Below are 13,468 nucleotides of genomic sequence, written 5' to 3' on the forward strand. Positions count from 1 at the left end.
TCAATTTTTCTCTTTAGATATATAACAACAACACCTATGAAAACCCGACATTGTGTTAAAAAATTTATTTTGAAACGCGGAAAATTAAGAAAATTTTATGATATACATAATTCTTTAACACATTTATTTACGGCACGTTCCGCTAAATCATATTTAATATTTAATTATCTTTGCAGTCTTATTAAATTTTGAAAAAAATTGTGATACAAGCCTTTAGTAATGCAAAGTTTTAAATCTTGCGTATTATTGTTTGTGTGTACTACGTTTTTTTACCAAAGAAATATTAAAATAGATGAAAATAGATAAGGCGCTTGAAGAAGAAATACAAGCTATAGGAGACGATCACATCATGACTTCTTATGATACTCCACTACGCAAAGACGCTTTTGATTTGAGTGACGAAGAAAAGATAGCGAGTATCAAGAAAGATGTTGCTCATATTATGGAAACTTTAGTCTTGATATGACCGATGATAGCCTGAGAGGAACTCCTAATCGAGTTGCCAAAATGTTTGTGAAAGAAATTTTTGGAGGCTTGCATCCTGACAGGAAACCAAAAGCTTCTACTTTTGACAATAAGTATAAGTACAATGAAATGCTGGTAGAAAAAAATATTACCGTCTACTCTACTTGCGAACATCATTTACTTCCAATTGTCGGCAGAGCGCACATTGCTTATATTTCTAATGGAACTGTCGTAGGACTTTCAAAAATGAATCGTATAGTTGATTATTACGCAAAACGTCCGCAAGTTCAAGAGCGATTAACTATTCAAATTGTAAAAGAATTGCAAAAAGTACTCGGAACTGATGATGTTGCCTGTGTAATTGACGCTAAACATTTGTGCGTTAATTCTCGCGGAATCAGAGACATAGAGAGCAGCACGGTAACAGCAGAATTTGGTGGAAAATTTAAAAATGAAAAAACACGTCTAGAATTCCTAGATTATATTAAATTAGATACGAAATTTTAAACCAACATTTTTTACTAAAAACCATGAAACTATATCAAGAACAAGAACTAAAAATATACAATTCCCTCACAAACCAAAAAGAAGTTTTTACACCTATTAATGAAGGTCACGTTGGAATGTATGTATGCGGCCCTACAGTATACAGCAATGTACACTTAGGAAACGTACGCACGTTTATGTCTTTCGATATGATTTTTAGGTATTTGAACCATTTGGGATATAAAGTTCGCTATGTACGAAATATTACCGATGTTGGTCATTTAGAAAATGATGCTGAAGAAGGTGAAGATAAAATTGCCAAAAAAGCTCGGTTGGAAGAATTAGAACCCATGGAAATTGTACAACGTTATACGATTGATTTCCATGACATTTTACAAAAATTCAATTTTATACCACCAAGTATTGAACCAACAGCTACAGGACATATTATTGAGCAAATTGAAATTGTAAAAGAAATCATAGCCAATGGATATGGATATGAAGTAAATGGTTCTGTGTATTTTGATGTACACAAATTCAATGAAAAAAATAAATACGGCATACTGAGTAATAGAAACTTAGACGATTTGGTTAATAATTCACGTGAATTAGACGGTCAAAGCGACAAAAAGAATCCGCAAGATTTTGCACTTTGGAAAAAAGCAGAAGAAACGCATATTATGCATTGGCCTTCACCGTGGGGCGAAGGATTTCCTGGATGGCATTTAGAATGTACAGCCATGAGCACAAAGTATTTAGGACAAAAATTTGACATTCATGGCGGAGGAATGGATTTAAAATTCCCGCATCACGAATCTGAAATTGCACAAAATGAAGCTTGCTGCGGAACTTCTCCTGTCAATTATTGGATGCACGCTAATATGCTAACATTGAATGGCAAGAAGATGTCTAAATCAACAGATAATAATATTCTTCCAGGTGAAATTTTCTCTGGAGAAAGTACACATTTATCCAAAGGATTTGCTCCAAGCGTCGCTCGTTTCTTTATGATGCAAGCACACTACAGAAGCATTCTTGATTTTAGCAATAATGCTTTGTTGGCTTCAGAAAAAGGCTACAATAAGCTAATGGAAGCTATGACAACTCTTGAAAACTTAAAGCCTATTGGCGACAAGACAAGTTTTAATCTTTCTGTGTGGAAACGCAACTGTTATAACGCATTGAACGACGATTTTAACACACCAATTTTGATTGCAGATTTGTTTGAAGCTGTAAAGTTCATCAATCAATTAAAAGATGGAAAAGCTACTATTTTAGCAGAAAGTTTGGCGGAATTAAAAAAATGTATGCACGCATTTGTGTTTGAAATTTTAGGCTTAGAGCAACCTAATGCTTCTTCTGATGATGGCGATGCGCTTTCTGGTGTAGTTGAATTGTTAATTAATATGAGAACCGAAGCACGCGCCAACAAAGATTTTGCAACTTCTGATAAAATTCGTGATGAGTTGTTAGCTTTAGGAATTCAGTTGAAAGATGGAAAAGATGGCACTTCTTTTTCGCGAGCATAAATAGTAATATAAAAACATACAAATCAAACTCCGTTTACACAGCGGAGTTGATTTTTTCTGACCATTAAAAATACAACTTAGTAGTTTTAGCAAAAAATACATGAAGATTAAAAAGATACTTATTTATCCTTTCTTATTAATCATCCGTTTTTATCAAGCGGCAATTTCTCCGTACACGCCTGCTACTTGCCGTTACACACCAACCTGCTCACACTACACCGCAGAAGCATTGAAAAAACACGGATTGTTTCGCGGTGGAAAATTAGCCATCAAACGTATTTTTAGCTGTCATCCTTTTGGCGGAAGTGGTTACGATCCTGTGCCAGATGAATTACCTAAAAAAAAGCGTTAAATTTCCTACTACAGACTATACACGTCTTCTAACATCGTCTTTAATTTAAGTTTTTTACAAATAACATTCCTTTAGCATTTGCATCCTTTGATTTCCGTTTGGTTTGCCTATATTTACACTTTATAAATGACACCAAATATGCACTTACTAAGTATCAACTGGAATCCTAGCGAAATTTTACTAGAATTGGGTCCGATTCAAATACGATATTACAGCTTAATGTTTATTATTGCTTTTAGTTTAGGATATTACATTACCAAAAAGATTTATGAAGCAGAAGGAATTCCGCTAAAGTATTTAGATTCTTTATTTATGTACACGGTAATTGCCACGTTACTTGGTGCGCGCTTGGGAGAAGTTTTCTTCTACAACTGGGATTATTACCAGAATCATTTAGTTGAAATTTTACTTCCTATTAAAGAAGATCCTAATGCGACATTGTTCGGTTTTATTGATGGTTATAAGTTTACTGGTTTTGCAGGTTTGGCGAGTCATGGAGCTGCCATCGGAATTATTATCGCGATGTATTTATACCGACGCAAATATCAGTATAAAACTTTACTTTGGATTTTAGATAAAATAGTAATTGCTGTAGCCATTGGTGGTGTTTTTGTGCGTATTGGAAACTTCTTTAATTCTGAAATTGTTGGAAAAGCAACCAATTCTGATTTTGGAGTTGTTTTCCAGGGAAGAAATGAGAGTTTTGCACGTCATCCAGCACAATTGTATGAAGCATTTTGTTACATTTTTGTGTTTGCCATTTTATGGTATGTATATTGGAAAACGGAAAAGAAAAAGAAACACGGTTATATTTTTGGATTGTTTTTAGTGCTTTTATGGACAGTTCGCTTCTTTGTGGAGTTTGTAAAAGAAAGTCAAGGTGGATTTGAAGATCAGCTTGGCGATATTTTATCTACAGGACAATGGTTGAGCATTCCTTTTATCATTGTTGGTTTCTACTTTATGTTTAGACCTACCAAACCGTATCAAGAAGAAAAAACTACAACTGCCTGATGAAAAAGATTGTGTGTTTACTTTGTTTTGCTGTGGCGATGGTTTCCTGTGGCGATTCTAATGAAAATAAAAAAATAAAAACCGTTGAAATTAAGTTTACTAAAGAAGGCGAATTGACACTTTCTAAGGCTAATGGAGACGATATTGTAACACTTGATATAGAATTTGCTGAAACGAATTACGAACGTGAAACCGGATTAATGTATCGTACTTCGATGAAACAAAACCAAGGAATGCTTTTTATTTTTGAAACTGAGTTTCCAAGAAGTTTTTACATGAAAAACACCTATATTCCTTTGGATATTATTTATTTAGATAAGGATAAAAAAATAGTGAGTTTTCAAGAAAATGCACAACCTATGAATGTAGAAGGTTTGCCTTCAGAAGTTCCTGCCATGTACGTTTTGGAAGTAAATGCTGGTTTGGCGGAAAAATGGTTGCTGGAAATTGGCGACAGCATTACGTTTGTAAAAGACTAAATGAATAAAAGTGCCTTTTATAAAATACTGCAAGTAGTCTTTGGAATTATCACAGCACTTTGCATGCTATTTTTAAGCCTGATTATATCGTTTAGAATTGAACATTTTTCAATTTTTATTATTGCTTTATTCATATTAGCCATTACCACAATTTATTTTATGTTAGTAAGGAAATATGCGCTATTTGTCACAGGTATGATTATAGGAATTTTCATTTTTTTTGGCGCTATCTTTATTTTATTCCAAGATCGCGGGTTTCACTAAAACTAAAACAGAACTACTTTGAAAACCCTCAATATTCTTTTTGGTATCGCATTAGCACTTGGCATTCCATTTTTAGGATTAATAACAACTTCTAAAGTTAATGATGTAGCTGCCGTAATTATTACACTTATCATCACTCCTATTTTAGGAATATATTTCAGATGGTTTTCCAAACATAAATTTGTTGGGATTGGCATGCTCATCGGATTGATTCCTTTAAGCGTTTTGGTATGCGCATTTGTTATAGCAAGCAAACTTCATTAGGCAATTCACTTTTATTTACAGGTCGAAATATATAAATCGCGAGAAGCTTCTTTGTGTTTCTTACAAGGGTTTTTATAGTTTCGTTTCAAGTTTAACTTAACACATTATTTTACGTATGAAAAAGCAACGATTAAAAGCGCTGAATTTAAAGAAAGAATCAGTTTCTAGTTTGGCTTCTAGAAAAGCTGTAGGTGGATTGGCGCCAACAACTATGAATTCAAACATTACATGTCAAATTCCAAGTCTTTGTGGCTCATTTGATTTGTGCGATGCAACTATTAATTCAGAAAATACCATTTGTGCTACAAGACCACCTGCATGTGGTGGCGCAAGATAAGTTCCCTAGTGCAATACAATATGTTTAGCAAATGAGAAAGGTCGTTATTCTTTTGAATAGCGGCTTTTTTTAGCTTCAAAAATAAATTTTATGGTATTTCCGTAACAAAGTATACTTCCAACTCTTTAATTTTAAGTATAACTTTAAAATTATTATATCATGAAAACTAAGAATTTGAAAAACTTATCATTGAACAAAACAGCAATTTCTCACTTAGCATCACAAAAACTTGTTGGTGGTGCACCAACAACACATAAAACAAATGTGACGTGCGGAGGCATTTGCGATAACTCTGTTATTATTTGTGATAACGAGAGATAAAATTTTTACACAGAATATCTCAAATGAAAAACGCCACTCAATTGAGTGGCGTTTTCTATATATAAATTGAACACTATCATTTACATAATGTTATGCTTCAACTTCTTCTAATCCTTTGTTGATATCTCCTTTTTTGATGGTATCAAACATAATTGGTGTTGCAATGAACATCGATGAGTATGTACCTACAATTACACCTACAATTAAGGCAAACATGAATCCTCGAATAGATTCTCCACCAAAGATAAAGATCGCTAATAATACTACTAATGTAGTTAATGATGTATTTAACGTTCTACTTAATGTACTATTTAAGGCAGCGTTTACAACTTTACTTAGTTTCCAGTCTGGACGCTCATCCATAAATTCACGAATTCTATCAAATACTACCACGGTATCATTCAGCGAGTATCCAATTACCGTTAGGATTGCCGCAATGAATGCTTGGTTGATTTCCATGGTAAATGGCACATATTTCCACGCAAGTGAGAAGATACCTAATACGATTAATACATCATGGAATACGGCAGTAACTGCCCCAAGAGAGAATTGCCATCTTCTAAATCGTAGTAAGATATACAAGAATACAACTACTAACGAACCTAATACTGCCCAGAAAGAATCTTTTTTGATATCATCGGCAATGGTTGGTCCTACTTTAACAGATTGCATGATTCCTACAGTTTTGTCTTCTGCTCCATCTACGAAGTCTACGTACTTCATGTCGCTTGGTAAAAATTTACTTAAACCATTGAATAACATCTCTTTGATTTCGTCATCAACTTCAGTTCCTGTTTCGTCAACTTTATATTTAGTGGTGATTTTCAACTGATTTTCTCCTCCAAATGTTTTTACTTCTGGCGAGTTTTCTGAACCAAAAATAGCTGTAAGGTCTTGTTTAACATCTTGCGCACTTACATCATTAGCAAAACGTACTTGGTACGAACGTCCTCCAACAAAGTCAACACCTTGATTCAATTTGCTACCAAATAACATTGACGACAAACCAATTGCGATTACAATACCAGAGATTACGTAAGCAATTTTACGCTTCTTTAAGAACGATACATTCATATTTCTGAATAAGTTCTTTGTAACTCCTGTAGAGAAGTCTAAGTTGTTTCCTTTCCCAATATACCAGTCAATCAATAATCTTGTGATAAAGATTGCTGTAAATAATGATGTTCCAATACCGATTAATAACGTTGTTGCGAAACCTTTGATTGGTCCTGTTCCGAATAAGAATAAGATTAAGGCTGTTAAACCAGTTGTAATGTTGGCATCAAAGATAGAAGACATTGCTCCTTTCCAGCTAAATGCATGCTTGATTGCTTCTTGCAGCGATTGCCCTTTGGCAAGTTCTTCACGAACTCTTTCAAATAGAAGCACGTTTGCATCCACCGACATACCAATAGTTAATACAATACCTGCAATACCTGGCAATGTCAATACGGCACCTAAGTTTGATAATACACCAAATATTAATAAGATGTTGAATGCTAAGGCAATGTCTGCAAAAAGACCTGCTCTACCATAATAGAATATCATCCATACCAATACCAATCCTAAAGCGATTAGGAACGACATTAAACCACTATCAATTGCTTCTTGACCAAGTGAAGGTCCAACAATTTCTGATTGTAAGATATCTGCTCTTGCTGGTAATTTACCTGCTCTTAATACGTTTGCTAAATCTTGCGCTTCTTCAATTGTAAATTGTCCAGAGATTTCAGTGTTTCCACCAGAAATTTTACCGTTTGATACTCCTGGAGCAGAGTATACAATGTTATCTAATACAACTGCAATGTTTACTCTTTCGTTGTAAACTTCTTCTGTTAAGTTTTCCCATTGTTTTGCTCCAATACCATTCATCTGCATGTTAACGCTTGGCTTACTGTACTGATCGTATCCTTGTGAAGCACCATCAACAACATCACCTTTCATTTGTGGCTCTGCTTTGTTTCCTTTTCTTTTACCGTCTAACGCGTATAATTCATACATTCCGTTAGTAGGTTCTTTTCCGAAAGCAAAACGTACGTAACGTAATTCTGCTGGAGTTACTTGCTTTAAAATGTCATTTGATAATAATGACATGATAGTGTCTTTATCTTCTTCTTTAGCAAATCCAATAATTCCACCACCTGCATTTGCAAGTCTTAATTTGTCTAATAAAGGATTGATAACGTTTAAGGAATCTTCTTCTGTAGAAGTTAATAATGCATCTTGATCTGCATCATCTTCTCCTTCATTTTCTGTTGCATCGTCTGCTTTTTGTGTATCTTTTGAATATCCTGGAAGTTCTTTTAATTTTTCATTTACTGAAAATAAGTATGAACTTAGTTTAGCGTTGTCATTGTAAGTTTTCCAGAATTGAAGTTCTGCTGTTCTTTGTAATAGTTTTTCAATACGTATTACATCTTTCGCTCCTGGCAATTCAATTAAGATACGTCCTGAAGTTCCCAAACGCTGAATGTTTGGTTGCGTAACACCAAATTGGTCAATACGTTTGTTTAATACTTCTTTTGCAGAAACGATAGATTGATCTACTTTTCTTCTAATGACATTTTTAACAACATCATCTGGCGTATTGAACGTTTCTTTTTTGAATTCTTCTCTCAACGCTGCTGTGTAGAAAATATCTGTGTCAGCTAGTTTTAAACCTTCAGTATTTAATTCGTCAAACGCTCTAAAGAAAGATTCTACATAGTCTTCTTGTGCATCTTTTTGTAGTTCATCTGCTCTTTCTAAAGCTTTGTTGAATGTTTCGTTTTCTGTATTGTTTGCCAATCCTTTTAGGATGTCTTTTACAGAAACTTGAAGAATTACGTTGATTCCACCTTTAAGGTCAAGTCCTTTATTTAATTCTTTTTCTTTTGCTTCACTGTAAGTGAATTTTGCAAACCCAAAATTGATTGGTTCATTTCTATCAATTGAGTCTAAGTATGCTTTTTCTACAATACTTCTCGCTTCTGCGTTTGCTCTTGTATCGGTACCATCTGCTGCTTTTGGCACTTGCGTTACCGCATACGTTTTTGCTTCATTTTCAATTTTATTCGTGATAAACGTAAACGATAATTGGTAAATACTTACCAATCCGAATAAAAGTGCAAATAATTTTACTAATCCTTTGTTTTGCATTATTCAATGTTTTTGGTCAAATTTTTTAAAACGAGCAAATATATAATTTACCGTATCATCTGACAATTATTTTTTAATGTGTTTTTGATTGAGATGTTTTGTGCCATTCTAATAGTATTAACGACACTTTATTCGCGCTATTCATTCTTTTGTATTGAGAATGAAGCACGATTGCATGATAAAATACTTTCGTAAATGTTTTGAAATTATTTAAGAATGCATTGCAGCAAAAGGTCCTGCGCGCACATCTGGAATTTCGTATGAAGTGTTTTCTTTTGGAATTGCTGTATAACTAGATTCTGTATACGCTAAAGCAATTGTATGTTTTACTTCTCCTGAAATGAAATTGTTTGTGTTAGCAAACGAATTTGGATTTGGAGATTTGTCGTAATCTTTTTGTAACGATAGAATGAACTTCCCTTGAACTCCTATGAACGGATTTGAAGTTGTATGCAATTCATATACTTCTAGTTTGTATCCTTCAATGGCAGTATATTCTTGAAATACTACTGTATTGTCATCATCTGTTTGGTTTGGAGATTCGTTGTTTGAAGCAGGAATTTCTTCTAGTAATAACTCTTTGATTGCTGCGACATTTTCATCGCTGTAGTATGCAATTTTGAGCGCACCATCTATTTGACGCACTTGAATGTTTGCTACACCTAAAGCTTCCAGTTGTTTTTTGATGCCATCAATTACTTCTTTTGTTTCCTGCGAAACAGTTTGATTCGTAAATTGAAGTTCAATTTCTTGATTTGGTGCAGGCGTTTGCTCCTTGTAGAAACCAAGCAGTGTTAGTAATATGACAAAAGCACTAAGATACCTTTTCGCAAACATGCGCCAAATATAAAAATAAAGACTACATAAACGTAGTCTTTTGTGAATTAATTTTGCTTTAATGTGTTGAATATTATCCTACTATTGCCAAGGTTTGACTGATGAAATCAACTTTTTTATTCTAAAATTCCCATTTTAAGAATTTTCATTTTCGGAATGCTTCCAGATTGAATCACATTTGCCAACATGTTTGCATGTTCTTTAGTAAAACTTCCTGAGATTTGCGTGTTTCCACCTGTGATTTTCCCTTGTGTTACTGTTGGCGCAACATGTACGATATTGTCTAGCACTACAGCAATATTTCCTCGATTTTCATATGCTTTCTCGGTCATTTTTTCCCAAATGTATGCACCTTCAGGATTCATTTGTATGTTAATTTCGTAATAACCTTCTATGTATCCTTCCGCAGCAGCAGCATTAGTTACATAACGCCCGTTAAGTGGCGCTTTTTCATCTGAATTTACATATACCGCATAAACTAAAAACTGATTTTTTACAGTAGATTTTCCTAATAAGAATTTGACTTTCTTCTTTATTTTCGGAATACGTATTGATGATTTTTCTAGTAATGGTTGTATGTGTGCTACGTCTCCTTTGTATATAAATCCAAGAATAAAATCTTCTGCAAGATTGGGAGCATCGTCATTTATTACAGACGCAAAAGTAGTAAGACGATCCATTAACTTTTCGCCAGGATCTTTTTCTTCCATTTCTGAGTTTTCATCAGTTTTTGCATCATCTAAACTGCGAAGGTATTTGAATATGATTGCTTTTTGTTTACATACTTCATAGAACTCCAAGTTTCCAGTTATTGAAAAGTTTTCTTTTATAATTTCTGGCTCGACATTACCTCTGTAACTAAATGTCATTTTTTGCTGTTCTTGATTTACAAGTTTTACAGCATGAAGATCTAGAGCGGTAAGTCGGTTTTGAACATTTTCAATAATACTTGCTTTTTCGCTTGTTGCAACTTCTGTTTCTATTTCAAATTGAATGATTTTTTCTGGTCCAGAAGCTAAATCTGTACAAGACATAGCAAAGATTGTAATGACAAGTAAGGCACTTAGGAGATATTTGTAATTCATGTATTTTTTTTGTCGTGATTGCCTGTTATTGTTTATTCATGTCTTTGTAGCCTTCTGGAGCAGTCAAATCAAATAATTCGCTAGAAACTTCTTGTTTTTCAATTTTAGTTACTTCTGATGTGACTTCAATATCTGCGCCCATTTGATTCATTCTAATTATCATATACAATGGAAATCCTTTGAGTTTATCACCTAATACCGAAGTTTGCTGTGAAGGAATGTTCAGTGCTTCTGTAGTATACATTTCCATTTCCATTTTTACACCATCTTTTTCAATAGTTGCAGTATATTGCGTACATGTATACCCTAAAACCTTTTTCGTTTTATCGCCTTTTACAACTTTTATTTTGTTTACATCTTCTTCTTTGACAAGATTTTTTTCACGAACATATATTTTGCCCATTGCAGGATTGTCCATCAACATGAGCATTTCATTTTTTTCAGCATTGATAATTGTGACAATATCACCCGACATTGGATTTGATAATTCTGATCGTGAGCTGCTATCCTTAAAATAGGTTAGCGATTCCATGTCTCCTATCATATCAAACTGTGCCTGTACTTGTTCATTATCAGTAGACATTTTTTGCTTCATGATAATTTTACCTTCTGTTATTTTTTCTTGTGCAAAACTCATTACACTGAATGCCAATGCTACTGCTACTAATATTTTTTTCATGTTTTTTGTTTAAAGTGATTCAATTATTATTGTAGGTACTCGCTTGTATGATTATGTTACATTTTAATCTAAAAAAACCTCATCATTTATACAACGATGAGGTTTTTGGTTTGTATTTTTTAGAACAGATTTTATAATTCTAACAATCCGTTTGTTTTCTTAACTCCTTCTGCGCTTTCGCTTAAGTGTGTTTTTTCAGCATCGCTTAAGTTGATTTCAACGATACTTTCAATTCCATTTTTTCCTAAGATTACAGGAACTCCGATACATAAATCACTTAAACCGTATTCTCCATCTAGTAAAGCAGAACAAGGAAACATTTTCTTTTGATCGCAAGCAATTGCTTGAACCAATCCTGATACTGCGGCTCCTGGCGCATACCAAGCTGATGTTCCTAATAATTTTGTTAATGTTGCTCCACCAACTTTCGTATCTTCTTTTACTTGATTTAAACGATCTTCTGATAAGAATTCAGAAACTTTTACACTGTTACGTGTTGCATGAGCTGTTAAAGGAACCATACCTTTATCGCTATGTCCACCAATTACCATTCCGTCAACATCAGATATTGGTGCTTCTAATGCTTCTGCCAATCTGTATTTGAAACGAGCACTATCTAAAGCTCCACCCATTCCAATGATTCTATTTTTAGGTAAACCAGTAGTTTTATGCACTAAATATGTCATCGTATCCATTGGATTACTTACAACAATGATGATGGTGTTTGGAGAATGCTCAATTAAGCTTGCAGAAACTGATTTTACAATTCCAGCGTTGATTCCGATTAATTCTTCACGTGTCATTCCTGGTTTACGAGGAATTCCAGAAGTTATTACACAAATATCGCTACCAGCTGTTTTAGAATAATCGCTTGTGCTTCCTGTAATTTTTGTATCAAATCCATTTAAAGAAGCTGTTTGCATCAAATCCATTGCTTTTCCTTCTGCAAATCCTTCTTTGATATCTAATAAAACGACTTCTGAAGCAAAATTTTTGATGGCAATATATTCTGCGCAACTAGCACCAACGGCTCCTGCTCCTACAACTGTAACTTTCATATTCTTATTATTTTTTAATGTATTGTTTATAAGGTGCAAAAGTACAAATTAATCTCCTCTTTAGAAAAGAACCAATCCTTAAAATATACTTAAAATGAAAAGTTGATTCCTAAACTAGCTGTGTCAAATTCTCCAAAAGAATAATCAGCATTTAAACCAAAAAATCCTAGTTTTAAGTTTGCACCTAATGTACCTCGAATACCAGAAATATCCTGATCTATCGAAAATGGATCTGTGATGGTTTCTGAAAAGAAAACACCATCTGTTACAGTATATGTTCCTAGTAAATCTGTTTTAGAATCTCCATTGATATATCCCAAACCTCCGTAAAAGTTAACGACTTTAAATTTTGTTCCAACGATTAATTGAAATAATAATGTATTTACTTCAGTTTCTACTTGCTGATTGTCTCCGTCAACAACACTTGAGTTTGTAAAATCGTAATTTGCATTTAAGTGTGTATACGCTATAAGTCCAGAAACTGCTACAGGAAATACACTTTCTGCTGGCAACCATGAAGTAAATTCCTGCTGAATACCAAATCCGTAAGTGCTTAGTTTTACATCTTCAGTATCAACTTTTGGAAAGAAACGTCCTTTTAACTGCGTCCCTTTAAACGGTGAAAAACTTGCTTGTAAATAAGCCGTTGGAATTAGATTTACATCTTCTGAACCAATTCCTGTTGGTAATGTGAGTTCTACTTCTTGATTTCCAAAAATTGGATCATCATAGGTTACAATTACCGTAATATCTGGTTCGTTATGTCCCAAAGCTGTTGCGACAGTTTTTGATGGACTGTTGTCTGGAAATCGTATGTTTTCGTAATCTGCTACATTTAGCTGGAATGATTTTTTTTCGTCCTTAAAGAAAGACGCATTTCCAACAACTGAAATTTCAAATCCGTATTTTTTTAGAGATGATGCACTGTTGAACCAACCACTGTTGATAGTATATGCCAAACCTTCTGAAGCTGGCGCGATATAGTCTGTACTGAAACGTTTTGCATCGTCAATACCAGCAGCGAGTAGTTCATTAATATTATCTTGAGCATTTACATAGCATATTGCAAGAAGCGCAATAAGTGAGGCTTGAATTTTTTTCATTTTTGATTTGGTTTTTTATGACTATAAAAATAATAAAATCGTGTAATACTATACACA

General features: G+C 33.8%; 13 protein-coding genes and 1 pseudogene. 8 read left to right on the plus strand and 6 right to left on the minus strand.

Annotated features, from left to right (window positions below; all coding sequences use genetic code 11):
* Positions 1-292: 292 nt before the first annotated feature.
* The 8 genes and pseudogenes from folE to KAOT1_RS22890 all read left to right on the plus strand — a co-directional run bounded on the left by folE (position 293) and on the right by KAOT1_RS22890 (position 5,511).
* Positions 293-972, plus strand: a pseudogene (folE, locus tag KAOT1_RS10035) (GTP cyclohydrolase I FolE).
* Positions 973-995: 23 nt separating this feature from the next.
* Positions 996-2,480: a cysteine--tRNA ligase gene (cysS, locus tag KAOT1_RS10040; RefSeq protein ID WP_007094687.1), complete on the plus strand. Its 1,485-nt coding sequence runs from the start codon at positions 996-998 to the stop codon at positions 2,478-2,480.
* A 100-nt stretch (positions 2,481-2,580) separates the two neighbouring features.
* Positions 2,581-2,832 (plus strand): membrane protein insertion efficiency factor YidD, encoded by a 252-nt coding sequence (yidD, locus tag KAOT1_RS10045; protein WP_007094688.1) that lies wholly within the window; start codon positions 2,581-2,583, stop codon positions 2,830-2,832.
* A 138-nt stretch (positions 2,833-2,970) separates the two neighbouring features.
* Positions 2,971-3,846: a prolipoprotein diacylglyceryl transferase gene (gene lgt / locus KAOT1_RS10050; RefSeq protein WP_040560000.1), complete on the plus strand. Its 876-nt coding sequence runs from the start codon at positions 2,971-2,973 to the stop codon at positions 3,844-3,846.
* The gene (locus KAOT1_RS10055) at positions 3,846-4,325 is read left to right on the plus strand and encodes a DUF192 domain-containing protein (protein WP_007094690.1); all 480 of its coding nucleotides are present in this window, start codon (positions 3,846-3,848) and stop codon (positions 4,323-4,325) included. Before lgt ends, KAOT1_RS10055 begins: the two co-directional genes overlap by 1 nt.
* Before the next feature lie 282 nt (positions 4,326-4,607).
* Positions 4,608-4,853, plus strand: coding sequence for a hypothetical protein (locus KAOT1_RS22885; RefSeq protein WP_007094692.1), 246 nt, complete (start codon positions 4,608-4,610; stop codon positions 4,851-4,853).
* Between the two features lie 115 nt (positions 4,854-4,968).
* A complete protein-coding gene (locus KAOT1_RS10070; protein ID WP_007094693.1) occupies positions 4,969-5,190 on the plus strand; it encodes a hypothetical protein in 222 nt (73 codons plus the stop codon).
* A gap of 159 nt (positions 5,191-5,349) precedes the next feature.
* Positions 5,350-5,511, plus strand: coding sequence for a hypothetical protein (locus KAOT1_RS22890; protein ID WP_007094694.1), 162 nt, complete (start codon positions 5,350-5,352; stop codon positions 5,509-5,511).
* A 90-nt stretch (positions 5,512-5,601) separates the two neighbouring features.
* Here KAOT1_RS22890 and secDF read toward each other — a convergent pair whose 3' ends face one another.
* The 6 genes from secDF to KAOT1_RS10100 form a co-directional block, all read right to left on the minus strand.
* The gene (gene secDF, locus KAOT1_RS10075) at positions 5,602-8,649 is read right to left on the minus strand and encodes a protein translocase subunit SecDF (protein ID WP_007094695.1); all 3,048 of its coding nucleotides are present in this window, start codon (positions 8,647-8,649) and stop codon (positions 5,602-5,604) included.
* Positions 8,650-8,859: 210 nt separating this feature from the next.
* On the minus strand, positions 8,860-9,486 hold the full coding sequence (locus KAOT1_RS10080; protein WP_007094696.1) for a hypothetical protein: 627 nt from the start codon (positions 9,484-9,486) through the stop codon (positions 8,860-8,862).
* Between the two features lie 116 nt (positions 9,487-9,602).
* Positions 9,603-10,571 (minus strand): SecDF P1 head subdomain-containing protein, encoded by a 969-nt coding sequence (locus KAOT1_RS10085; RefSeq protein ID WP_007094697.1) that lies wholly within the window; start codon positions 10,569-10,571, stop codon positions 9,603-9,605.
* A 25-nt stretch (positions 10,572-10,596) separates the two neighbouring features.
* Complete coding sequence (locus KAOT1_RS10090) at positions 10,597-11,250, minus strand: DUF4412 domain-containing protein (protein ID WP_007094698.1); 654 nt, start codon at positions 11,248-11,250, stop codon at positions 10,597-10,599.
* Between the two features lie 131 nt (positions 11,251-11,381).
* Positions 11,382-12,308 (minus strand): malate dehydrogenase, encoded by a 927-nt coding sequence (gene mdh / locus KAOT1_RS10095; RefSeq protein WP_007094699.1) that lies wholly within the window; start codon positions 12,306-12,308, stop codon positions 11,382-11,384.
* An 89-nt stretch (positions 12,309-12,397) separates the two neighbouring features.
* The gene (locus tag KAOT1_RS10100) at positions 12,398-13,411 is read right to left on the minus strand and encodes a DUF6588 family protein (protein ID WP_007094700.1); all 1,014 of its coding nucleotides are present in this window, start codon (positions 13,409-13,411) and stop codon (positions 12,398-12,400) included.
* Between the last annotated feature and the right edge of the window lie 57 nt (positions 13,412-13,468).

This window comes from Kordia algicida OT-1 (assembly GCF_000154725.1).
Lineage (GTDB): Bacteria > Bacteroidota > Bacteroidia > Flavobacteriales > Flavobacteriaceae > Kordia > Kordia algicida.

Coding starts and splice junctions, on each gene's coding strand:
- cysS (WP_007094687.1), top strand. CDS start 996: ATGAAACTATATCAAGAACAAGAACTAAAAATATACAATTCCCTCACA.
- yidD (WP_007094688.1), top strand. CDS start 2,581: ATGAAGATTAAAAAGATACTTATTTATCCTTTCTTATTAATCATCCGT.
- lgt (WP_040560000.1), top strand. CDS start 2,971: ATGCACTTACTAAGTATCAACTGGAATCCTAGCGAAATTTTACTAGAA.
- KAOT1_RS10055 (WP_007094690.1), top strand. CDS start 3,846: ATGAAAAAGATTGTGTGTTTACTTTGTTTTGCTGTGGCGATGGTTTCC.
- KAOT1_RS10070 (WP_007094693.1), top strand. CDS start 4,969: ATGAAAAAGCAACGATTAAAAGCGCTGAATTTAAAGAAAGAATCAGTT.
- KAOT1_RS22890 (WP_007094694.1), top strand. CDS start 5,350: ATGAAAACTAAGAATTTGAAAAACTTATCATTGAACAAAACAGCAATT.
- secDF (WP_007094695.1), bottom strand. CDS start 8,649: ATGCAAAACAAAGGATTAGTAAAATTATTTGCACTTTTATTCGGATTG.
- KAOT1_RS10080 (WP_007094696.1), bottom strand. CDS start 9,486: ATGTTTGCGAAAAGGTATCTTAGTGCTTTTGTCATATTACTAACACTG.
- KAOT1_RS10085 (WP_007094697.1), bottom strand. CDS start 10,571: ATGAATTACAAATATCTCCTAAGTGCCTTACTTGTCATTACAATCTTT.
- KAOT1_RS10090 (WP_007094698.1), bottom strand. CDS start 11,250: ATGAAAAAAATATTAGTAGCAGTAGCATTGGCATTCAGTGTAATGAGT.
- mdh (WP_007094699.1), bottom strand. CDS start 12,308: ATGAAAGTTACAGTTGTAGGAGCAGGAGCCGTTGGTGCTAGTTGCGCA.
- KAOT1_RS10100 (WP_007094700.1), bottom strand. CDS start 13,411: ATGAAAAAAATTCAAGCCTCACTTATTGCGCTTCTTGCAATATGCTAT.